Annotated in this window: 19 protein-coding genes; 8 read left to right on the top strand and 11 right to left on the bottom strand. The window is 72.4% G+C overall.

Features of this window, described 5'->3' with window-relative positions; all coding sequences use genetic code 11:
- Positions 1-95 precede the first annotated feature (95 nt).
- Both OG389_RS04215 and OG389_RS04210 read left to right on the top strand, forming a co-directional pair.
- Positions 96-512: a VOC family protein gene (locus tag OG389_RS04215; protein WP_328297098.1), complete on the top strand. Its 417-nt coding sequence runs from the start codon at positions 96-98 to the stop codon at positions 510-512.
- A 115-nt stretch (positions 513-627) separates the two neighbouring features.
- The gene (locus tag OG389_RS04210) at positions 628-3,033 is read left to right on the top strand and encodes an excinuclease ABC subunit UvrA (RefSeq protein WP_328297097.1); all 2,406 of its coding nucleotides are present in this window, start codon (positions 628-630) and stop codon (positions 3,031-3,033) included.
- Between the two features lie 22 nt (positions 3,034-3,055).
- Here the strand turns inward: OG389_RS04210 and OG389_RS04205 are convergent, their stop codons facing one another.
- The 3 genes from OG389_RS04205 to OG389_RS04195 form a co-directional block, all read right to left on the bottom strand.
- Positions 3,056-5,032 (bottom strand): ABC transporter permease, encoded by a 1,977-nt coding sequence (locus OG389_RS04205; RefSeq protein ID WP_328297096.1) that lies wholly within the window; start codon positions 5,030-5,032, stop codon positions 3,056-3,058.
- A gap of 197 nt (positions 5,033-5,229) precedes the next feature.
- Entirely contained in the window at positions 5,230-6,048 is an 819-nt protein-coding gene (gene modA / locus OG389_RS04200; protein ID WP_328297095.1) for a molybdate ABC transporter substrate-binding protein, read from the bottom strand.
- A 112-nt stretch (positions 6,049-6,160) separates the two neighbouring features.
- Positions 6,161-6,556 (bottom strand): TOBE domain-containing protein, encoded by a 396-nt coding sequence (locus tag OG389_RS04195; protein ID WP_328297094.1) that lies wholly within the window; start codon positions 6,554-6,556, stop codon positions 6,161-6,163.
- Positions 6,557-6,690: 134 nt separating this feature from the next.
- On the opposite strand from OG389_RS04195, the gene OG389_RS04190 reads away from it, so the two are divergent.
- The 3 genes from OG389_RS04190 to OG389_RS04180 all read left to right on the top strand — a co-directional run bounded on the left by OG389_RS04190 (position 6,691) and on the right by OG389_RS04180 (position 11,135).
- Positions 6,691-7,077 carry an RNA-binding S4 domain-containing protein gene (locus tag OG389_RS04190; RefSeq protein ID WP_328297093.1) on the top strand — a complete coding sequence of 129 codons (387 nt, stop codon included), beginning with the start codon at positions 6,691-6,693 and terminating at the stop codon, positions 7,075-7,077.
- A 321-nt stretch (positions 7,078-7,398) separates the two neighbouring features.
- Positions 7,399-10,431, top strand: coding sequence for a carbohydrate binding domain-containing protein (locus OG389_RS04185; protein ID WP_328297092.1), 3,033 nt, complete (start codon positions 7,399-7,401; stop codon positions 10,429-10,431).
- A gap of 68 nt (positions 10,432-10,499) precedes the next feature.
- A complete protein-coding gene (locus tag OG389_RS04180; RefSeq protein WP_328297091.1) occupies positions 10,500-11,135 on the top strand; it encodes an alpha-ketoglutarate-dependent dioxygenase AlkB family protein in 636 nt (211 codons plus the stop codon).
- Between the two features lie 69 nt (positions 11,136-11,204).
- Here OG389_RS04180 and OG389_RS04175 read toward each other — a convergent pair whose 3' ends face one another.
- Both OG389_RS04175 and OG389_RS04170 read right to left on the bottom strand, forming a co-directional pair.
- A complete protein-coding gene (locus OG389_RS04175) occupies positions 11,205-11,501 on the bottom strand; it encodes a YkvA family protein (protein ID WP_328297090.1) in 297 nt (98 codons plus the stop codon).
- Complete coding sequence (locus OG389_RS04170; protein ID WP_328297089.1) at positions 11,501-11,965, bottom strand: MarR family winged helix-turn-helix transcriptional regulator; 465 nt, start codon at positions 11,963-11,965, stop codon at positions 11,501-11,503. The genes OG389_RS04175 and OG389_RS04170 overlap by 1 nt, the downstream gene beginning before the upstream one ends.
- Positions 11,966-12,086: 121 nt before the next feature.
- On the opposite strand from OG389_RS04170, the gene OG389_RS04165 reads away from it, so the two are divergent.
- From OG389_RS04165 to OG389_RS04155, 3 genes are all read left to right on the top strand, one after another.
- Entirely contained in the window at positions 12,087-12,659 is a 573-nt protein-coding gene (locus OG389_RS04165; RefSeq protein ID WP_328297088.1) for a DoxX family protein, read from the top strand.
- Between the two features lie 133 nt (positions 12,660-12,792).
- Positions 12,793-13,605 (top strand): phytanoyl-CoA dioxygenase family protein, encoded by an 813-nt coding sequence (locus OG389_RS04160; RefSeq protein WP_328297087.1) that lies wholly within the window; start codon positions 12,793-12,795, stop codon positions 13,603-13,605.
- 68 nt (positions 13,606-13,673) lie between these two features.
- Positions 13,674-15,506 carry a glycoside hydrolase family 15 protein gene (locus tag OG389_RS04155; RefSeq protein WP_328297086.1) on the top strand — a complete coding sequence of 611 codons (1,833 nt, stop codon included), beginning with the start codon at positions 13,674-13,676 and terminating at the stop codon, positions 15,504-15,506.
- A gap of 34 nt (positions 15,507-15,540) precedes the next feature.
- On the opposite strand, the gene OG389_RS04150 is transcribed toward OG389_RS04155, so the two are convergent.
- The 6 genes from OG389_RS04150 to OG389_RS04125 form a co-directional block, all read right to left on the bottom strand.
- A complete protein-coding gene (locus tag OG389_RS04150; protein WP_328297085.1) occupies positions 15,541-15,912 on the bottom strand; it encodes a peptidoglycan-binding domain-containing protein in 372 nt (123 codons plus the stop codon).
- A gap of 144 nt (positions 15,913-16,056) precedes the next feature.
- Positions 16,057-16,830 carry an ABC transporter ATP-binding protein gene (locus OG389_RS04145; protein WP_328297084.1) on the bottom strand — a complete coding sequence of 258 codons (774 nt, stop codon included), beginning with the start codon at positions 16,828-16,830 and terminating at the stop codon, positions 16,057-16,059.
- Positions 16,817-17,854, bottom strand: a complete 1,038-nt coding sequence (locus tag OG389_RS04140; protein WP_328297083.1) for a taurine ABC transporter substrate-binding protein — start codon at positions 17,852-17,854, stop codon at positions 16,817-16,819. Before OG389_RS04140 ends, OG389_RS04145 begins: the two co-directional genes overlap by 14 nt.
- A 62-nt stretch (positions 17,855-17,916) precedes the next feature.
- Positions 17,917-18,798: an ABC transporter permease gene (locus OG389_RS04135; protein WP_328297082.1), complete on the bottom strand. Its 882-nt coding sequence runs from the start codon at positions 18,796-18,798 to the stop codon at positions 17,917-17,919.
- Positions 18,795-19,907: an LLM class flavin-dependent oxidoreductase gene (locus OG389_RS04130; RefSeq protein WP_328297081.1), complete on the bottom strand. Its 1,113-nt coding sequence runs from the start codon at positions 19,905-19,907 to the stop codon at positions 18,795-18,797. The genes OG389_RS04135 and OG389_RS04130 overlap by 4 nt, the downstream gene beginning before the upstream one ends.
- A gap of 412 nt (positions 19,908-20,319) precedes the next feature.
- The gene (locus tag OG389_RS04125; RefSeq protein ID WP_328297080.1) at positions 20,320-20,856 is read right to left on the bottom strand and encodes a rhodanese-like domain-containing protein; all 537 of its coding nucleotides are present in this window, start codon (positions 20,854-20,856) and stop codon (positions 20,320-20,322) included.
- Between the last annotated feature and the right edge of the window lie 221 nt (positions 20,857-21,077).

Here is a 21,077-nt window from a genome sequence, read left to right as displayed (position 1 = left end):
GATCCGCGGCGCGAGCCGTCGAGGCACCCGCGGGCCACGAGACCGGTCAGGAACGGAGAAGCATTCGCCGCCCACCCGCCCGTAGCGTGAAACCCATGGACATCAACCTTTCGCAGTGCTTCATCGCCGTCGACGACCACGACAAGGCGATCCCCTTCTACCGGGACGTCCTCGGTCTGGAAGTCCGCAACGATGTCGGATTCGAGGGCATGCGCTGGGTGACCGTCGGGTCGCCCTCACAGCCCGGTGTGGACATCGTCCTCGAACCGCCGCTCGCCGACCCGGGAGCCTCGGCCGCCGACCGGGAGGCGGTGGCGGAACTGCTGGCCAAGGGCCTGCTGCGCGGCGTCATCTTCGCGACGGACGACGTCGACGCCACCTTCGAGCGCATCCGGGCCGCCGGCGGCGACGTGCTGCAGGAGCCGATCGACCAGCCGTACGGGGTCCGCGACTGCGCCTTCCGCGACCCGGCCGGCAACATGCTGCGGTTCCACCAGCCACGCAAGCACTGAGATCCCCGGCCCCGCCTACCGGGCGCCGCCCCCGGACGACACCGCCGATCGGGTAGACAGGGTGGCGCTGCCGCGACCGCGAAGGCGGCTTCAGCCCGAGGAGTATGGAGACACGATGAGCAAGGCCACGAGGACGGGCGCGCAGTCGCCCGAGCCGCACGCCGCCGACATCCACGACCTGATCCGCGTGCACGGTGCGCGGGTGAACAACCTCAAGGACGTCAGCGTCGAGATCCCCAAGCGCCGGCTGACGGTCTTCACCGGCGTCTCCGGCTCGGGCAAGAGCTCACTGGTGTTCGACACGATCGCCGCGGAGTCGCAGCGGCTGATCAACGAGACCTACAGCGCCTTCGTCCAGGGCTTCATGCCGACCCTCGCGCGGCCGGAGGTGGACGTACTCGACGGGCTGACGACGGTGATCACCGTCGACCAGCAGCGGATGGGCTCCGACCCCCGCTCCACGGTGGGCACCGCCACCGACGCCAACGCGATGCTGCGCATCCTCTTCAGCCGGCTCGGGAAGCCGCACATCGGCTCTCCCAAGGCGTTCTCCTTCAACGTCGCCTCGATCAGCGGGGCCGGCGCCGTCACCGTGGAGCGCGGCGGGCAGACCGTGAAGGAGCGGCGCAGCTTCAGCATCACCGGCGGCATGTGCCCGCGCTGCGAGGGCCGGGGCTCGGTCAACGACATCGACCTCACCGCGCTCTACGACGACACCAAGTCGCTCAACGAGGGCGCGCTCACCATCCCCGGCTACAGCATGGAGGGCTGGTACGGCCGCATCTTCTCCGGCTGCGGCTTCTTCGACCCGGACAAGCCGATCCGCAAGTACACCAAGCGCGAGCTGCGGGACCTGCTCCACAAGGAACCGACCAAGATCAAGGTCGACGGGATCAACCTGACGTACGAGGGCATCATCCCGAAGCTCCAGAAGTCGATGCTGTCCAAGGACGTCGACTCCCTGCAGCCGCACATCAGGGCCTTCGTCAACCGTGCGGTGACGTTCACCGTCTGTCCCGACTGCGAGGGCACCCGGCTCAGTGAGGGGGCCCGGTCCTCGAAGATCAAGAAGATCAGCATCGCCGACGCCTGCGCGATGCAGATCAGCGACCTGGCGGCCTGGGTCCGCGAACTCGACGAGCCCTCGGTGGCGCCGCTGCTGGCCACCCTCCGCCAGACCCTCGACTCGTTCGTGGAGATCGGGCTGGGCTACCTCTCCCTCGACCGGCCCTCGGGCACGCTGTCGGGCGGCGAGGCCCAGCGCGTCAAGATGATCCGCCACCTCGGCTCCTCCCTCACCGACGTCACCTACGTCTTCGACGAGCCCACCGTCGGCCTGCACCCCCACGACATCCAGCGGATGAACAGCCTCCTGCTGCGGCTGCGGGACAAGGGCAACACCGTGCTCGTCGTGGAGCACAAGCCGGAGACGATCGCGATCGCCGACCACGTCGTCGACCTCGGCCCCGGCGCGGGCCAGGGGGGCGGCACGATCTGCTTCGAGGGCACGGTCGAGGGGCTGCGGGAGGGTGACACCATCACCGGCCGCCACTTCGGGGACCGTGTGCGCCTCAAGGAGACGGTGCGCGAGCACGGCGGAAAGCTGGAGATCCGCGGCGCGAGCACCCACAACCTGCGGGGCGTCGACGTCGACGTACCGCTCGGGGTGCTCGTGGTCGTCACGGGCGTCGCAGGCTCCGGCAAGAGCTCGCTCGTGCACGGCTCGCTGGCACAGCGGGCGGGGGCGCCGGGCGAGGGCGTGGTCTCGGTCGACCAGGGGGCGATCCGCGGTTCCAGGCGGAGCAACCCGGCGACGTACACCGGGCTGCTCGACCCGATCCGCAAGGCGTTCGCGAAGGCCAACGGCGTCAAGCCGGCCCTGTTCAGCGCCAACTCCGAGGGCGCCTGCCCCGCCTGCAACGGCGCGGGCGTCATCTACACCGACCTGGCGATGATGGCCGGAGTCGCCACCACCTGCGAGGAGTGCGAGGGCAAGCGCTTCCACGCCTCGGTCCTGGAACACCACTTCGGCGGCCGGGACATCAGCGAGGTGCTCGCGATGCCGGTGACCGAGGCCGAGGTGTTCTTCGGCGGGGGCGAGGCGCACACGCCGGCCGCGCACCGGATCCTGGAGCGGCTCGCCGACGTCGGACTCGGCTACCTCAGCCTCGGCCAGCCGCTCACCACGCTCTCGGGCGGCGAGCGGCAGCGGCTCAAGCTGGCCACCCACATGGCGGAGAAGGGCGGGGTCTACGTCCTCGACGAGCCGACGGCCGGTCTGCACCTCGCCGACGTGGAGCAGCTGCTCGGTCTGCTCGACCGGCTCGTGGACTCCGGCAAGTCGGTGATCGTCGTGGAGCACCACCAGGCGGTCATGGCGCACGCCGACTGGATCATCGACCTCGGCCCCGGAGCCGGTCACGACGGGGGGCGGATCGTCTTCGAGGGCACGCCCGCCGCCCTCGTCGCCGACCGCTCCACCCTGACCGGAGAGCACCTGGCGGCCTACGTGGGCGCGTGAGTGCCGTGCCGTGGCTCGGATCCTAGAGCCGCACGAGCGTGACCTCGGTCGCCTTCACGCTGGTCCACACCGCGGCGCCGTCGGCGATGCCCAGCTCGGCGGCGGCCTCGTGGGTGATCTCCGCGACCAGGTCGGGTGCCTCGGCGGAGCCGACCAGCAGTCGCAGCCGGCTGCCGACCGAGGTGATCTCCCGTACGGTGCCCGGCCAGACGTTACGAGGGCTGCCGCCCGGGCGGTCCCGGTGCACGGACACTGCCTCGGGGGCGATGATCGCGAGTGCCCGCTCCCCTTCGGGCAGTGCCTCTGCCACCACCAGACGGCCGCCGCCGGCGAGCTCCAGCCCGTCGGCCGACGCCGTGCCGGGCCAGGCGTTGCGCCCCAGCATCCGGGCCACCCACGGGGAGCGGGGGTGCCGCGTCACCTCGGCCGGCGGCGCGTCCTGCAGGGTCCGCCCTTCGGCGAGTACGAGGACCCGGTCGGCCAGGGACACCGCCTCGACGGGGTCGTGCGTGACGATGAGGCAGACCCCGCCGAAGCCGGCCAGGTGCGTGCGCAGGGTGTGCCGGACGTGGGCCCGCGTCGTCTGGTCCAGGGCGGCCAGCGGCTCGTCGAGCAGCAGTAGCCGGGGCCGGGCGGCGAGGGCGCGGGCCAGCGCCACCCGCTGGGCCTGCCCGCCGGACAGCTGGGCGGGCTTGCGGTGCGCGAGGTGACCCACTCCGAGCCGGTCCAGCCAGGCCTGGGCCTCGGCGCGGGCCGTGGCGCGCGGCACCCGGCGGGCGCGCAGACCGTAGGAGGTGTTGGAGAGCGCGCTCAGGTGCGGGAACAGGGCGCCGTCCTGGGGGACCCAGGCCACCTGGCGTCTGTGCGGGGGCAGCGCGGTCACGTCGGCGTCGCCGAGGCGCAGTTCGGCGTGGGCGCGGGGGGTGAGGCCGAGCAGGGCGCGCAGCAGGGTGGTCTTGCCGGCGCCGTTCTCGCCGACGACGGCGATGGTGGTGCCGGGTTCGGCGTCGAGGGTGAGCTCGTTGAACCCGGAGACGGTGGCGTGCAACGGCCAGTGTCCGCCGTCGGCCGGGGCCGCCGCGTACGCTGCGGCGCCGGTGCGGGCGGTGCCGGTCGCGCCCACGGCGTCCACGGCGTCCACCGGGTCCGGCCCGGGCGGCTCCTCCGTGACCGCCACCGCTCCGCCGTCCTTTCGGGCGACGGGGGTGCCCGTCCACCTCCCGCGCAGGGCGAGGAGCACCGCCATGGCGATGGCGAGCAGCAGCAGGGACACGGAGGTGGCGGCCTCGGGGGAGTCCTGGAGCAGCAGGTAGACCTGGAGCGGAAGGGTCTGGGTGGTGCCGGGGAGGTTGCCGGCGAAGGTGATGGTGGCGCCGAACTCGCCCAGCGCCCGGGCCCAGGTCAGCGCGGCCCCGGCGACCAGGCCCGGGGCCACCATCGGCAGGGTCACCGTGAAGAACACGCGGAGCGGAGTGGAGCCCAGGGACGCGGCGGTCTCCTCGTAGCTCGGCTTCAGGCCGCCGAGCGCACCCTCCAGGCTGATCACCAGGAAGGGCATCGCGACGAAGGTGGCCGCGCCGACCGCGCCGGAGGTGTGGAAGGGCAGGGTGATGCCGAAGGCGCCCTCCAGCCAGGGACCGAGCAGCCCGCGCCGGCCGAAACCGAGCAGCAGGGCCACACCGCCGACCGTGGGCGGCAGCACCATGGGGAGCAGGACCAGCGAGCGCACCAGCGCCTTGCCCCTGAACTCGACGCGGGCCAGCAGCCAGGCGAGCGGTACACCGAGGAGGAGCGAGAGCCCGAGCGCCCACAGCGAGACCAGCAGCGAGAGCCTGAGCGCCTCGACCACACCGGGGCTGGTGAGGTGGGTGCCGAGATCGCTCCACCGGGTGCGGGTGAGGATGCCGACCAGCGGCATCAGCAGGAACGCCACGGCGAGCAGCGCGGGGAGCGCCAGGGCCACCGGGGGCCGGGCACGGCGGGTGCGGACTCTGCTCATGTGGGTTCCTGGCTGGGTGCGCGGCGTACCCGCGGACGCGGGCCATCGGGGCGGCGGGACGGCGGGCCATCGGGTCGGCGGACCATCGGGACGGCGGGGCGGCGGACGTAGCGCAGTGCGGCAAACGGAACGGAGAGGGACTGCCCGTCCCCCGACCGGGCAGTCCCTCTCCGCTCACCGCTGGGTGCGGCAGCCGGCTACGGCTTCTGGAAGCCCGCGTCCTGAAGGATCTTCTGGGCCTCCGGGGTGCTCAGCCAGGCCACGAACGCGGCCGCGGCCTCGGCGTTCTTGGAGCCCTTGAGCGAGGCGGCCGGGTACGAGGCCACAGCGTTCTCGGCGTCCGGGATGTCCACGACGGCGACCTTGTCACCGGACTTGATGGTGTCGGTCTTGTAGACGAGACCGGCATCGGCCTCGCCCAGCTCGACCTTGCTCAGCACGGCGCGGACGTTGGGCTCCTGGGAGACCGGCTTCACCTCGATCTTCTGGGCGTCGAGGATCTGCTTGCTGTAGCGGCCGACCGGGACCTCGGGCGCGGCCAGCACGACCTTGATCTTGGTGTCGGCCAGGTCCTTGAGACCGGCGACCTTGAAGGGGTTGCCCTTGCCGGCGGCGATGACCAGACGGTTCTTCGCGATGATCGCCGGGTCGTTCACCTCGGCCTTGAGGCCGTCCATGGTCTTGGTGTCGGCGGTGACCAGCGCGTCGGCCGGGGCACCCTGCTTGACCTGGGCGGCCAGCTCCTGCGAACCGGCGAAGGAGAAGGTGATCTTCGTGCCCGGGTGTGCCTTCTCGTACGCGGCGCCGGCGGTCTTGAAGACGTCGGTGAGGGAGGAGGCGGCGAGCACCGTCAGGTTCGCGGCCTTGGGCCCGTCGGACGCGGAGGCACTCGGTGAGGCGGCGGCGTCGGTCTTCTTGTCGTCGTTGCTGCCGCAGGCGGCGAGCGCCGGGACGAGCAGGGCGGCGGTCAGCGCGAGGGCGGCGCCACGGCGGTTCAGGGGCAGGATCGGGGACATGAGCTGGTGCTCCTCGGTCGGGTCGGCGGCCGGCCTGGTGCCGGGTCCGCGCGGTGGTGACCCGCGCCGGTGACGGGCGGAGCGGGTGGGGACGCGTCGTGCTGAGCGGGGGTCAGGCGCGGTCGATGTGCACGCTGGTGGACTTCACGCGGGCGGTGGCCCGCATGCCGACCTCCAGCCCGAGCTCTTCGACGGCCTCACGGGTGAGCAGGGAGACCAGGCGGTGGGGACCCGCCTGGATCTCCACCTGGGCGGCCACGTCGCCGAGCTTGACGGCGGTGACGATCCCGGGGAAGGCGTTGCGCGCCGAGGTGTAGGTCTCGCCGTCCTCGGTGTGCGCGCCCTGGGCCACCTCGATGGAGAAGGCGGCCAGGGCACGGCCGTCGATCAGACGGCGGCCGCCCTCGTCGCGATGGGTCGCGACGCGGCCGGCGTCGGCCCAGCGGCGCGCTGTGTCCGGGCTGACGCCCAGCAGGCGTGCCGCCTGACCGATGGTGTAGGACTGCATGAGCGACAAGGTAGGGGCACATGTCCCGCATTTGCAATTCAGTTGGGGCGATGTACATGGCAGATGCCATCCTCTTTGTCGTAAACGCCAAAAGTAGTTCCGTTTTTACCGTCCCGACTCGTTAAAGTCGGGTCATGGCTGAAGAGGGAACCGCGGGTGCGGGGTCGGCGCGGGTCGACGTGTGGATCTGGTCGGTCCGGCTGACGAAGACACGGGCGATCGCCGCCACCGCGTGCCGCGCGGGCCATGTGCGGGTCAACGGGGAGCGCGCCAAGCCGGCACAGGCGGTGCGGGCCGGGGACGAGGTGCGCCTCTTCCACGCGGGACGGGAGCGCATCGTCGTGGTCCGGCGCCCGGTGTCGAAGCGGGTCGGCGCCCCGGCCGCCGCGGAATGCCTGACCGACAACAGCCCGCCGCCGCCGACCCCTGTGGAGGCCGCGGTGGTGGGCATTCGCGACCGGGGCGCGGGCCGCCCGACGAAGCGCGAACGCCGCGAGATCGAAACCCTGCGCGGCCGGTAGCCGCCGGGTGGCCGCCACATCGGCGGCCACGCCACCCGTACGTCCCCTCCAGCCCTCCGGGGCCCGGCCGCTCATCGCGGATCCGGCGCACCGGAGGGCTTCGTCGTGCCCACCTCTGGAGAAAATTGCTGCAAGGCATTGCGTCGCTTCTCCCGAAATGCGGACCCACCCGGCCCTCCGTGTACGCCGGAAGGCGATATCGCCGGTTCGCGAGGGCTTCACCTGCTGGTGACAGGCCGCTAACCTCCCCGCAAAACCTTGCGGCAAGTTTTCAATGCCGCGAAGCCGCAGGGCTGTTGGCCCCGCTTCGAGGAGCAGACCTTGAGATCTCGTACGCGATCACGCTTCGGAGGGCGCTCGACGGCCCTGGCCCTGGCCCTCACCGGATTTCTGGCCGCGGCCCTGCCGGCCGCCGCCGCGGGCTCCACCGGGCAGGCGCCCCCGGTCGCCGCGTCCCCGGCCGGCGTGGCGGCGGCCGCCGACAGCACGGCGACGGTCTTCTACTACACCGGGACCCGCAACTGGACCGCTTACAACCTCCATTGGGCACCCGACGGCGGCACCTGGACCTCCGTTCCCGGCTCCGGGATGGAGGCCGCCTGCACCGACTGGGTGAAGAAGACCGTCAGCCTCGGCACGGCCGCCGGTCTGCAGGCGACCTTCAACAACGGCCAGGGGATCTGGGACAACAACGGGGGCAAGAACTACGCCCTGGGCGCCGGGGCCATCACGGTCAAGGACGGGGTCGTGGCGCACAGCGACCCCTGCGCCGCCGACCCGGGCACCGGCGCCGGCAGCGGGGCGACCGCCACCGTCTACTACTCGACCACGACCGTCGGCTGGCCGACAGTGAACCTCCACTGGGCCGCGACCGGCGGCTCCTGGACCATCGTGCCCGGCGCCGGCATGGACCCGGCCTGCGCGGGCTGGGTCAGGAAGACGGTCGCGCTCGGCCCGGCCGCCGGACTCGCCGCCACCTTCAACAACGGCAACGGCACCTGGGACAACAACAACGGCAGGAACTACGCCCTCGGAGCCGGCCTGTCCACGGTGAAGGACACCCAGGTCACCGCCAACGCCTCCGACCCGTGCGCCGCCGTGGTCCCCGACACCACCGCGCCCACCGTGCCCGCCGCCGTCCGGGCCACCGCCACCGACGTGTCCACCGTCGTGACCTGGGACGCCGCCACGGACGACCGCGGGGTGACCGGATACCAGGTCACCCGCTCCGGGGGCACCAAGGGCGCCGCGGTCACCAGCGTCACCTCCACCGTCCTCGCCGAATCGGGCCTGGAGGAGCGCACCGCCTACACCTACACGGTCAGGGCCGTGGACGCCGCCGGGAACCTCTCCGCCGCCTCCACCCCCTCCGTCGCCACCACCGGCACCCGTCCCGCGACCCCGGCCGAGTCCGTGCCGCTCGGCGGCGACCCGCGCAAGGACCCGATCTACTTCGTGCTCACGGCCCGCTTCAACGACGGCGACAGCACCAACAACCGGGGCGGCGGCCAGGACGTGAAATCCGGGAACGCGGCCGGCAATGATCCCATGTTCCGGGGCGACTTCAAGGGTCTCGTCGAGAAGCTGGACTACGTCAAAGCCCTCGGCTTCTCCGCGATCTGGATCACCCCGGTCGTCCTGAACCGCTCGGACTACGACTACCACGGCTACCACGGCTACGACTTCTACAAGATCGACCCCCGCCTGGAATCGGCCGGAGCCTCCTACCAGGACCTCATCAACGCCGCCCACGCCAAGGGCGTCAAGATCTACCAGGACGTGGTCTACAACCACAGTTCCCGCTGGGGCGCCAAAGGCCTGTTCACCCCCACCGTCTACGGCGTGCGCGACGCGCAGTGGTCCTGGTACTACGACGAGAAGCAGACCGGCTTCGAGTACGACGGCCTCACCGTCGACCCCAGGAGCGGCAAGTCGTACTACAACGGCGACCTGTGGTCGACGGCCGAACCGGCCGGGAACACCTGTGTCAACTGGGGCATGGCCACCCCGTACAAGAGCGCCGAGGGCTACACCGTCTACAACTGCCAGTGGCCGAACCCCACGTCCGGCATGTTCCCCAAGGCCCTCTTCCACCAGTGCTGGATCGGCAACTGGGAGGGTGAGGACGCCCGTTCCTGCTGGATCCACGAGGACCTCGCCGACTTCAACACCGAGAACCCCGCGGTCCAGAACTACCTGATCGGCGCCTATGACAAGTACATCGACATGGGCGTCGACGGCTTCCGCATCGACACGGCCGTGCACATCCCCCGCGTCACCTGGAACCGACACTTCCTGCCCGCCGTCCAGCAGCGCGTGGCCCAGCAGTTCGGCGCGGCGAAGGCGAACGACTTCTACGTCTTCGGCGAGGTCGGCGCCTTCGTCAACGACAAGTGGAACCGCGGCTCGGCCAACCAGTCGGCCCAGTACTACACCTGGAAGGAGTCCGCGACGTACAGCGCGGACGACGCGACCGCCGCCGTCCAGCAGTACGCGGGCGACAACGACCCGGCCAAGCAGCCGACCAGCACCAACGCCTTCCTCAGCGGAAACCTCTACCACGCCCCCGACCACAGCATGTTCTCCGGCATGAACGTCATCGACATGCGCATGCACATGAACTTCGGGGACGCGAACAACGCCTTCCAGAACGGCAAGGACTCCGACGACAGCTACAACGACGCCACCTACAACGTCGTCTACGTCGACAGCCACGACTTCGGCCCCGGGAAGTCCTCCACCCGCTACGCCGGCGGAACCGACGCCTGGGCCGAGAACATGGCGCTGATGTGGACCTTCCGCGGCATCCCGACCCTGTACTACGGCTCCGAGACCGAGTTCCAGGCCGGCAAGCAGATCGACTGCGGCCCGACCTGCCCGTTGGCCACCACCGGCCGCGCCTACTACGGGGACAGGATCGCGGGACCGGTCACCGCGTCCGGCTTCTCCAAGGTCGCCTCCGCCTCCGGGCCCGTCGCCGCCGCCCTCGAATCCCCGCTGGTCAAACACCTCCAGCGGCTGAACGAGATCCGCCGCGCCGTCCCCGCGCTGCAGATGGGCCAGTACTCCACGGAAGGCATCTCGGGAGGCGTGGCCTTCAAGCGCCGCTACACCGACACCGCCACCGGAGTGGACAGCTTCGCCCTGGTCGCCGTCACCGGCGCCGCCACGTACACGGGCGTCCCCAACGGCACCTACAAGGACGCGGTCACCGGCGACGTGCGGACCGTCACCGACGGGAGCCTGTCCGTCGCCGCTCCCGGCAAGGGCAACCTGCGGGTCTACGTGCTCGACCTCGGGGGCGCCAACGCGGCCCCCGGCAAGGTGGGCGCCGCCGGCCCCTACCTGAAGTAGCCGCCGGCACGAGGGCGAGGCGTCGCAGTATTCGGGCACATGTTCGAATGAAGGGTTAGGCTGGATCCATGCACGCACCGCACGCACTCCAGGGCTCGCTCTTCGACCAGGACGACGAGATCCGGTTCGACCGCCGGCTGGCTCCGCGGCGCACGGAGCTCGGCGCGGGTGCGTGGGTGGACCACCTGCCGGGCTGGCTGACGGGCGCCGACGCGCTGTTCGAACGGCTCGCGGCGGACGTGCCGTGGCACGCCGAGCGGCGGCTGATGTACGAGCGCACGGTGGACGTGCCCCGGCTGCTCGCCTTCTACGGTGAGAGCGACCCGCTCCCGCATCCCGCCCTCACCGAGGCCCGCGCCGCGCTCGGCCGCCACTACGCCTCCGAGCTGGGCGAACCCTTCACCACGGCGGGCCTGTGCCTCTACCGCGACGGCCGTGACAGCGTCGCCTGGCACGGCGACCGCACCGGCCGGTCGGCGACCGAGGACACGATGGTCGCGATCCTCTCCGTCGGAGACCCCCGCGACCTGACCCTGCGCCCCCGCGAAGGCGGCCCCACCCTGCTCCGCCTCCCCCTGGGCCACGGCGACCTGGTCGTGATGGGCGGCTCCTGCCAGCGCACGATGGAGCACGCCATCCCCAAAACGGCCCGGGCGGTGGGTCCCCGCATCAGCGTCCAGTTCCGTACGAGCGGGGTGCGGTGAGGCGGTGGCCGCCGATACGGGCACGCGCGGCTCCCGCGCCGCGTCGGGCTCCCGCGCCGCCTCGGGCTCCTACGCCGCGTCGAGCTCCTTCGTCGGGCGGGCCGACGAGGCCGCCGCATGCAGGGAGCGCAGGGCCAGGAGCAGGATGCCGATGTCGTCCAGGTAGACCGGGTCGGGGATCAGGTCGACCGGGGAGACCGTGTACACCACGGCGGCCCAGAAGAGCGCCTTGTCGCGCAGCGGGATGCCCGCGTCGCGCAACAGGCGGCGGGCCGCGAAGACCCGTACGAGGAGGACGGCCGCGGTGACCGCCAGTCCGGCCGCGACCACCGCCGCCACGACGAGCCACGCGGTCGTCGTGTCCATCAGGCGCCCTGTGCCCGCAGGCGGCGGCTGACCTCGCCGAGTCCGTCCGCGAGCGCGTCGAGCTGTTCAGGTGTGAGCACGTCCACGAGTACCTCCCTCACCGTGCTCACGTGCCCCGGTGCGGCCTCCGCCAATCGTGCCCGGCCGGCGTCGGTGAGGACGGCGTAGACGCCGCGCACGTCGGAGGGGCAGGTGCGGCGGCGGACCAGGCCCGCCTTCTCCATCTGTGTGACCTGGTAGGTCAGGCCGCTCTTGGAGTTGATCAGCCCGTTGGCGAGCTCCGTCATGCGCAGCTCGCCCTCCGGCGCCCGGTCCAGTCGTACGAGGATCTCGTACTGCGGGTGGGAGAGGCCGGACTCGTCCTTGAGCTGCTGGTCGAGGCGGCGGTTGACCAGGGCGGACGCTGCCAGGAAGCCTTCCCAGGCGCGCATCTCGCGGTCGTCCAGCCATCTCGTCTCAGCCATGGAGCCAGCGTACAGGTGTCGTTCCAATTTGAATCACTAGTCGGTGCGGGGCTAGGGTCGGGAGGAGTGGTTCGAATTTGAATAACCTGCACCCCCGGACCGCCCGACCGGAAGGACCCCCATGACCAGCCCCTCCGTCACCACGACGAAGCCGCAGGCCGCCGCACCGGCCGACCCCCGCAGCGCCCTTTCCGCCCCCGCGCTCTCCACCCCCGCCCACGACGCCGGCCTGCTGCTCCTGCGCGTCGTCCTCGGCCTGACCATGGCCGCCCACGGGGCCCAGAAGCTCTTCGGATGGTTCGGCGGTGGCGGCATCAGCGGCACCGGCCAGTTCTTCAGCGCGAGCGGATACCCGGCCGGCGACGCCATGGCCGTCCTCGCCGGACTGACCGAGACCCTCGGCGGGCTCGGCCTCGTCGCCGGACTGCTCACCCCGCTCGCGGGCGCCGCCCTCGTCGGCACCATGATCAACGCGATCGCCGTGCACGGCGCCGGCTCGTTCTTCGCGCCGCAGGGCGTCGAGTACGAGATCCTGCTCGCCGTCGGCGCCGCCGCCCTCGCGCTCACCGGCCCCGGCCGCTACGCCGCGGACCGCTTCCTGCCCGTCCTGCGCGCCCACCGCCTCGCTCACGGAGCCCTCGCCGTCGTCCTCGGCGCAGTGATCGCGGGCGTACTGCTCCTCGTGCGCAACTAGGGCCTGTCGTCAAACTCCCGTCTGCCGCACGACGGCTGGCCCTGGGTCGAAACCAGGGGCCGCCGCGGGCCGGGCCCGATCTCCGGGGAATCCCTGTTGCCGATCCCGGTCCGCGGTGCCCAGAATCGGCCGCATGGGCGACGCGGGCAACGTATTGACGGACGATCAGATCGAACGGTTCGTGACGGACGGTTTCGTGCGTCTCCCCGAGGCGTTCCCGCGGTCGCTGGCGGACGAGTGCCGGGCGTTACTGTGGCGCGAGACCGGGCTCGACCCGGACGATCCGCGGACCTGGACCGAGCCCGTCGTCAGACTCGGCGGCTACGCGGACGAACCCTTCCGGCGGGCGGCCACCACCGAGCGCCTGCACGGCGCCTTCGACCAGCTCGTCCGCCCGGGCCGCTGGACGCCGTGCGCCGGTCTGGGCACCTTCCCCGTCCGCTTCCCGCACCCGGCCGACCCGGGCGACGACGGCTGGCACATGGACGGCGGATTCAGCACCGAAGGAGAAACGGGGTACCGGCTCAACATCACGTCCCGCGGCCGGGCCCTGCTGATGCTGTTCCTCTTCTCCGACACCGACGCCGAATCCGCGCCCACCAGGATCAAGGTCGGCTCCCACCTGGACGTCCCGACCTTCCTGCTGCCGGCCGGTGACGCGGGCGCGGATCTCTTCGCCCTCTGTGCGGAGATGGACGAGGCGGGCCGGCTCGACGCCCCCGACCGGCCGCTGGCGCTGGCCACCGGCCGGGCCGGTGACGTCTACCTCTGCCACCCGTTCCTGATCCACGCCGCCCAGGCCCATCGCGGCACCGTCCCGCGGTTCATCGCCCAGCCCCCGCTCCTGCCGGTCGGCCCGCTCGACCTGGACCGCCCCGACGGCGCGTACTCGCCTGTCGAGCGTGCGGTGCGGCTGGGCCTCGCGCGGCGACCGGCAGGTACCTGAGGCCCCTGACCGGTACGGCGACCCGTACGGCTCGATTCGACCCGGGTATTCGAGGGAAGGGGCGATGAATGACACAACCCATCGAAGACTACGCACTCATCGGCGACCTGATGACCAGTGGACTGGTCGGCCGTGACGGGTCCATCGACTGGCTGTGCCTGCCGCGCTTCGACTCGGGCGCCTGCTTCGCCGCCCTCCTGGGCGACGAGGAGAACGGCCACTGGCGCATCGCCCCGGCCGCCGCCCCCGACACCGCGCGCTGCACCCGCCGCGCCTACGTCGAGGGCACGCTCGTCCTGGAGTCCTTCTGGGAGGCCGGGGACGGATCCTCCTTCAAGGTCATCGACTTCATGCCGCAGCGCGACACCGCCCCCGACGTGATGCGGATCGTCGAAGGCCTCACCGGCGAATCGACCGTGAGCAGCAGCCTGCGCCTGCGCTTCGACTACGGGCACGTCGTCCCGTGGGTGCGCCGCTGCGAGGGCGACCGCGAGGGCGACCGCGTCGCCGTCGCCGGGCCGGACTCCGCGTGGCTGCGCAGCGAACCCCCCGTGCGGACCTGGGGCGAGGACATGAGCACCCGCTCCGAGTTCACCGTCGCCGCCGGCGAGCGCGTCGCCTTCGTCCTCACCTGGCACCCCTCGCACGAACCGCGCCCCGAGCTCCTGGACCCGTACGACGCCCTGGAGCAGAGCCTCGCCGACTGGCGGGAGTGGACCTCGCAGTGCCGCTACGAGGGCCCCTACCGGGAGGCCGTGACCCGCTCCCTGATCACCCTCAAGGCCCTCACCTACGCCCCCACCGGCGGGATCGCCGCCGCCGCGACCACCTCCCTGCCCGAGGAGCTCGGCGGCGTCCGCAACTGGGACTACCGCTACTGCTGGCTCCGCGACTCCACCCTCACCCTCGGCTCGCTGGTGGCCACCGGGTACCTCGAGGAGGCCCGCGCCTGGCGGGCCTGGCTGCTGCGGGCCGTCGCGGGCGACCCGGCCGACCTGCAGATCATGTACGGGATCGGCGGCGAGCGGCGCATCCCGGAGAGCGAGCTGCCCTGGCTGAAGGGGTACGCCTCCTCCGCGCCGGTCCGGGTCGGCAACGCGGCCGTCGACCAGCTCCAGCTCGACGTGTACGGGGAGGTCCTCGACTCCCTGTACGTGGCCCGCTCCGCCGGACTCCCCGCCGAGTGGCACTCCTGGAAGATCCAGCTCGCGCTCCTGGACTTCCTGGAGCAGAACTGGCGCCGCCCCGACGAGGGGCTGTGGGAAGTGCGCGGCCCGCGCCGCCACTTCACCCACTCCAAGGTGATGGCATGGGTCGCCGCCGACCGGGCCGTGCGCACCATGGAGCTCAATCCCTCGTTGGCCGGCGACGTGGACCGCTGGCGGGCCATAAGGGAGGAGGTCCACCGCGACGTGTGCGAGAAGGGCTTCGACGAGGAGCGGGGCACCTTCACCCAGCACTACGGTTCCCGCGAACTGGACGCGGCCACCCTCCTCATCCCGCGCACCGGCTTCCTGCCGCCCGACGACCCCCGGGTCATCGGCACGGTCGACGCGGTGCGCGAGGAGCTGGGGCGCAGCGGGCTGGTCCGCCGCTACAGCACCGAAGGGCTCTCGGTGGACGGTCTGCCCGGCGACGAAGGGGCCTTCCTCGCCTGCTCGTTCTGGCTGACCGACGCCCTGTACTTGACCGGCCGGGAGAAGGAGGCACGGGAGCTCTTCGAGCGGCTGCTGTCCGTACGCAACGACGTGGGACTGCTCGCCGAGGAGTACGACCCCGTCGCCGGCCGCCAGCTCGGCAACTTCCCCCAGGCGTTCAGCCACGTCGGCCTGGTGAACTCCGCGCTCGTCCTGGGCGGGGGTGGCCTGGCCGAGGCCCGGCGGCGGGCCGGCGCGGCCTGACGGCCTCGGGCGGCCCGGCGGCGGGCCGCGCGGGTCAGGCCGGGCACGGGCCCCGCAGCGCGGCCCACGTGTCCCGGCCGACGACCCCGTCGACGGCCACACCGCTGTTGCAGTACTTGCGGTACATGGTCTGGAAGCTCCGGACCGCGTTGTAGGTGTTCGTGCCGAAGACGCCGTCCACCTGGCCCGCCGTGAGGTACCCGGAGCTCTTGAGGAGGCACTGGGCCTCGATGACCCGGTTGCCGGTGTTCCCCTGCCCGGTGACCGCGGTCCCCGTGTAGTACTTCCCCTGGTTGCCGCACGTGTAGGTGGCGGCCGCGGCCGGGCCCGCGGTGACCACCCCGCCGAGGGCGGCGGCGGAGACGAGGGTGAGTGCGGTTGCGAACAGGCGAACGTGTCGCATCATGATGGTGCTCTCCTCTGGTACGAGTGGATGCCATGGGCGCTCCACCGCGGTTTCACGGGGTCGAACGCATGAGCAGCATCGCTTCGGCCGAGGTCCCCGGGTAAGCCCCGGGGACTGAGAGCAAACGTTCCTGAGCGGTAGATGTCAGGCGGGGCGCAAGGCCTCCGTCAGATGGCCGCGCAACCGCGCGAACTCCGGGGAGGCGCGCAGCTCCGGGACCCCCGTGCCCGGATCGCGGGGGAGCGGTACCGGGAGGTCCTCCACCACCCGGCCCGGCCCCGCGGCCATCACCAGGACGCGGGACCCCAGCAGCACCGCCTCCTCGACGGAGTGGGTCACGAACACCACCGTCGTGCCCAGCCGCCCGGCCAGGGAGCGGACCTCCTCCTGGAGCCGCTCCCGGGTCAGCGCGTCCAGGGCGGAGAACGGCTCGTCCATCAGCAGCAGTCCGGGCTCCGCCGCCAGGGCCCGGGCCAGCGCCACCCGCTGCTGCTGACCTCCGGACAGCTCCCAGGTACGGCGGCCCGCCATGCCGGGCAGGCCCACGCGCTCCAGCAACTCGGCGATCCGGCCCGGCCGCTGGGACCGCGGCACCCCGTGGCGGGCCAGCGCGAAGCCGAGGTTCCCGCCGACGGTCCGCCACGGGAAGAGCCGCGGCTGCTGGAACACCACCCCCGCGCCCCGCCCCGGGCGCGGGGCGGCTCCCCCGACCAGGGCGCTGCCCGAGTCCGGACGGGCGAAGCCGGCGATCACCCGCAGCAGGGTGGTCTTGCCGCAGCCGGAGGGGCCCACGAGGACGACGAACTCGCCCGCGCCGACCCGGAGGTCCACCGAGTCGAGCACGGTCACGGGCTGCTTCGCCGAGCCGTAGCGGACCGACACCCCGGCGAGCTCGACGCCGGCGTCAGTGCGCGGCACGGCCGAGCTCCTCCACCGCGAGGGCCCGGCCGAAGGCGGCCTCGTCCGGAACCGCGTCGACCTTCTTCTGCTCCTTCAGGAAGACCGCCGCGTCGCGCAGGGTCGCCGCCAGCTTCCCGGGGGCGCCGGGCGTGCCGAGGTATTCGGGGCCGGTCTGCTCCTTCGCGCTCAGCAGCACCAGCTCCGACAGCTGCCGCTCCGCCTCGTCCGGCCGCAGCCCGAGCTCGGCCCCGATGGACTTGGCGGCCTGGTCGGGGGCGGTACGGGCCTGCCCGACGGCCTGGTCCTGCGCCTTGATCCAGGCGGTGACGACCTCGGGGTGCTTCTCCGCGAACGCGTTCGTCACCACGCCCAGGTCGGCGGTGGGCTTGCCCTGCTCCGCGAGCTGCCGGCTGGTGACGAGCACCTTGCCGTCCTTGGTCAACTCGCTCAGCGTCGGCGTCCACACGTACGCCGCGTCGATGTCCCCGCGCTTCCAGGCGGCGAGGGAGTCCTGCGGCTGAAGGTCGATGACCTGCACGGCTCCGGCGTCCACCCCGGCCGACTTCAGTGCGGCGAGCAGCGAGTAGTGGGCGGTGGAGCCGAACGGCGTGGCCACCTTCTTCCCGGCCAGGTCCTTGACCGAGCCGATCCCCGGCTTGGCGACCAGAGCCTCGTTGTCGCCGATCAGATCGTGGATCCACACCACCTTGTACGGGATGTTCAGCGGGGCCGAGAGGCCCTTGGTGACCGGGCTCGACCCGGCCAGCCCCAGGTCCACCGAGCCGGCGATCACCGCTGTGTTGACGTCGCCGCCGGACTCGAACTTCACCCACTTCACGTCGGCGTCGGGCAGGGCCTTCTCCAGCAGCCGCTGGTTCTTCACGATCAGGTCGGCATTGGGTATCGCCTGGTAGGCGATCCGTACGGTGGTCCGCCCGGACCCGGCCGGATCCCCGTCCGCTCCGCACGCGGCGGTGGTGGAGGCGGTCAGGGCGACGGCGGCGGCCAGCAGCAGGGCGCGGCGGGAGACGTTTCTGGGCACGGCGGAACTCCAAAGGTGAGCAGGGGTGTCGGGAAGGCCAGGAGGAGGGTGGGGATGGAGCGTCAGGTACGGCCGCGCCAGGGGACGGCGAACCGCTCGATGCCCCGGAGGAGGGCGTCGAGCACGATCCCGGACAGTCCGATGGCGAGGATGCCGGCGATCACCAGGGCCGTCTGGTTGTAGCGCTGGGCGTCGCGGATCATGCCGCCGATGCCCGGTACGCCGTTGATGGTCTCCGCCGCCACCACGGAGGTGTAGGCGACGCCGACGGCGATCCGGATGCCGGTGAGGATCTCGGGCAGGGCGCTGGGCAGCCGCACCGACAGCAGCAGGGACACCGGACCGGAGCCCAGGGCCCGCGCCGCCTCGGTGAGCTGGTCCGGTACGGTCCGCACGGCCGCGGCCGTGGCGGCGGCGACCGGCGGCAGTGCGGCGATCACCAGGAGCCAGATCTTCGGCGCCTCGTCGATGCCGAACCAGATGACGAGCAGCGAGAGGTACGCGAGCGGCGGCAGGGTGCGCAGGAACGTCACGGCCGGCTCCAGCACCACCGCGAGCGGCCGGACCGTGCCGATCAGCAGACCCAGCGGCACCCCGGCCAGCACCGCGTAGCCGGAGCCGGTGCCGATCCGGCCGAGGCTCACCCCGAGGTGTTCGATCAGCAGGTGGCCGCCGTAGCCGCGTACGCCGTCGTGCGTGGTGGAAGCCAGCAGGAACTGCCGCCACACCTCGCCGGGCGAGGGGACCAGAACCCTCGGCCACACCTCGGCGGCCACCACCGCCTGCCACGCGGCCAACAGCACGGCCAGCGCCACGATGCGCAGCGCGCTCCAGCGGAGCGCCTCCCGGACCCGCTTGCGGGCCTTCGCTGAACCCGCGGGCCGGGCCGGTCGGGGCCGGTCGGCCGTCCCGGGGGTGTCGGTGGCCGTGGTCAGCGTGGTCATGCCGCCGCCCCGGTCAGGGCGCGCAGGCGCGGGGCGACCTCTTCGCCCACCCGGTACGCCTCCTCGAGGTGCGGGTAGCCGGACAGGATGAACTCGTCGACTCCCAGGGCCCGGTACTCCGCCAGCCGGGCGGCGACCTCGTCGTGCGAGCCGACGAGGGCCGTTCCCGCACCCTCGCGGACCAGCCCGATGCCCGCCCACAGGTTCGGCGCCACCGTCAGCCGCGCGGCGTCGGTGACCCCGCCGTGCAGGGCCGCCATCCGCGCCTGCCCGGTGGAGTCCATCGCGGCGAACCGTTCCTGGCTCGCCCGGACCGCCGCCGGGTCCAGCCCGGCCAGGATCCGGTCGGCCTCCGCCCAGGCCTCGGCCGCGGTGTCCCGGCTGATGACGTGCAACCGCAGCCCGAAGCGGACCCGGCGGCCGAGGGACCGCGCCCGCCCGCGCAGCCGGGCGACGCGCTCGGCGACGGCCGACGGCGGCTCGCCCCACAGCAGTTGTACGTCGGCCTGCCGGGCGGCGACCTCCTCGGCGGCGGGCGAGGCCCCGCCGAAGTACAGCGCTACCGGGTGACGCAGCTCCGGATCCGTCAGCCGGGCGCCCTCGATGCGCAGGTGGGCGCCTTCGTGGTCCACCGACTTCCCGTCCAGCAGGTCGCGCAGCACTCCCATCACCTCGTCGGTGCGGGCGTACCGGTCGTCGTGCGCCAGCCGGTCCCCGTAGGCGCGCTGCTCGGCCGGATCGCCGCCCGTCACCACGTTCAGCGCGAGCCGGCCGCCCGCGAACCGGCGGAAGGCGTCGGCCTGCTGGGCGATCAGTGTGGGACTGGCGAAACCGGCGCGGAACGCCACGAGGAAGCCGATCCGGGTGGTGTGCTGCGCGAGCGCGGCCGTCAGGATCCAGGGATCGGCGCAGCCCAGACCCACCGGGGTCAACAGCGAGTGGAATCCGGCCTGTTCGGCGGCGCGGGCCACCTGCGCGAGGTACGGGACGTCGGCCGGCCGGCGGGTGGCGGCGCGGCTGCGCCCCTGGACGGCGGTGACCCCGCCGGGGTCGCGGCCGTCCCCGCCCGTGGGCAGGAACCAGTGGAGCAGGAGCGGATTCTCGGGCATGGGGAAACCTCGTCGGAGCAGCGTGACAGGCACCACCGCGGGGGAGGGCCGACGGGTGGCACGTGTACATGGAGGTGCGGGCGGGGACGGGGAGGTCCGTGCGACCGGAGACGTGGCCAGGATCCGGCCGTGCGGCCGGGGCTGGAGCCGCGGCGAAGGGCGCGGACTCGTCCGTACGGAGTCAGGAACGGCGGATCGGAAGGATCAACAGCCGTGCGTACGGGGGGTGGTGGCCCGACAGAGCATGGTCGACACACGCAGCAGATCTACGTGACGACGCGATACGAGTACGGGGGCCATGGGATGCATCCTGTCGGTGTCCGAGGGGTATCGACAAGCAGAGTCCGAATGTTGGACGAAATCGTCCCAGATCCCGGGCGGTACGAGGGGTGGGGCGGTGCTCGGAGGGCGGTTACCGGCGGCGGTTGAACGGCAGCCGGCCGAGGACCACGGCCATTCCGCAGGTGTCGGTGAGGGCGGAGAAGACCAGCCCGGCCGCGATCGCGGCACTGAGCAGCTCGAACGCGGGGTGCACCAGTAGGCCGAGCAGCAGACCGAGGAGGACGACCGTGCCGGCGGTGAGCCGGACCTGCCGCTCCATGGCCCAGACCCGCCGGGGGCCCTGCGCGGGGTAGTCGAGCGGGTGCCCCTGCGCCGACCAGGAGCTGGTGCCGCCGGTCAGACTGGCGGCCGCGATGCCGTGCCGGGCGAGGGTGCGGGCCGCGTTCTCCGAGCGGGTGCCCGAGGCGCAGACCAGGAGGAGCTCCTTGTCCCCGGCGGCCAGGCGCAGCTCGGCCAGGGAGCCGGTGATCCGGTCGAGCGGCACGTTCAGTGCGCCGGGGAGGTGGCCGGAGGCGTACTCGCCCGGCGTGCGGACGTCGACGATCGTGAACTCGGTGTGGCGGGAGTGGGCCTGGCTGACGTCGAGGAGGGCGGGGCTGCTGCTCATGACGGACGGGCTCCTTCGAAGGGCGGGGGCCGCCGGGCGGGGTACGGCCGAACGGGGGTACGGGGGCACGGGGAGGAAGTGGCGGAACGCCGGGGCCGCGGGCGCACCGGGGCCGTGCGGCACCGGGTGCGGGGCGGGAGGGTTTCTGCGCAGGCGGGCGTCAGCGGGGACAACAGGAGCGCGACAGGAGGCGCTGGGTGACGGCCATGGCGCGGAGCATA

This window comes from Streptomyces sp. NBC_00435, assembly GCF_036014235.1.
GTDB lineage: Bacteria > Actinomycetota > Actinomycetes > Streptomycetales > Streptomycetaceae > Streptomyces.
The sequence above is the reverse complement of the archived record's forward strand: the minus strand, read 5'-3'. Positions and strand labels throughout refer to the sequence as shown.

Coding starts and splice junctions, on each gene's coding strand:
- OG389_RS04215 (WP_328297098.1), top strand. CDS start 96: ATGGACATCAACCTTTCGCAGTGCTTCATCGCCGTCGACGACCACGAC.
- OG389_RS04210 (WP_328297097.1), top strand. CDS start 628: ATGAGCAAGGCCACGAGGACGGGCGCGCAGTCGCCCGAGCCGCACGCC.
- OG389_RS04205 (WP_328297096.1), bottom strand. CDS start 5,032: ATGAGCAGAGTCCGCACCCGCCGTGCCCGGCCCCCGGTGGCCCTGGCG.
- modA (WP_328297095.1), bottom strand. CDS start 6,048: ATGTCCCCGATCCTGCCCCTGAACCGCCGTGGCGCCGCCCTCGCGCTG.
- OG389_RS04195 (WP_328297094.1), bottom strand. CDS start 6,556: ATGCAGTCCTACACCATCGGTCAGGCGGCACGCCTGCTGGGCGTCAGC.
- OG389_RS04190 (WP_328297093.1), top strand. CDS start 6,691: ATGGCTGAAGAGGGAACCGCGGGTGCGGGGTCGGCGCGGGTCGACGTG.
- OG389_RS04180 (WP_328297091.1), top strand. CDS start 10,500: ATGCACGCACCGCACGCACTCCAGGGCTCGCTCTTCGACCAGGACGAC.
- OG389_RS04175 (WP_328297090.1), bottom strand. CDS start 11,501: ATGGACACGACGACCGCGTGGCTCGTCGTGGCGGCGGTGGTCGCGGCC.
- OG389_RS04170 (WP_328297089.1), bottom strand. CDS start 11,965: ATGGCTGAGACGAGATGGCTGGACGACCGCGAGATGCGCGCCTGGGAA.
- OG389_RS04165 (WP_328297088.1), top strand. CDS start 12,087: ATGACCAGCCCCTCCGTCACCACGACGAAGCCGCAGGCCGCCGCACCG.
- OG389_RS04160 (WP_328297087.1), top strand. CDS start 12,793: ATGGGCGACGCGGGCAACGTATTGACGGACGATCAGATCGAACGGTTC.
- OG389_RS04155 (WP_328297086.1), top strand. CDS start 13,674: ATGACACAACCCATCGAAGACTACGCACTCATCGGCGACCTGATGACC.
- OG389_RS04150 (WP_328297085.1), bottom strand. CDS start 15,912: ATGATGCGACACGTTCGCCTGTTCGCAACCGCACTCACCCTCGTCTCC.
- OG389_RS04135 (WP_328297082.1), bottom strand. CDS start 18,798: ATGACCACGCTGACCACGGCCACCGACACCCCCGGGACGGCCGACCGG.
- OG389_RS04130 (WP_328297081.1), bottom strand. CDS start 19,907: ATGCCCGAGAATCCGCTCCTGCTCCACTGGTTCCTGCCCACGGGCGGG.
- OG389_RS04125 (WP_328297080.1), bottom strand. CDS start 20,856: ATGAGCAGCAGCCCCGCCCTCCTCGACGTCAGCCAGGCCCACTCCCGC.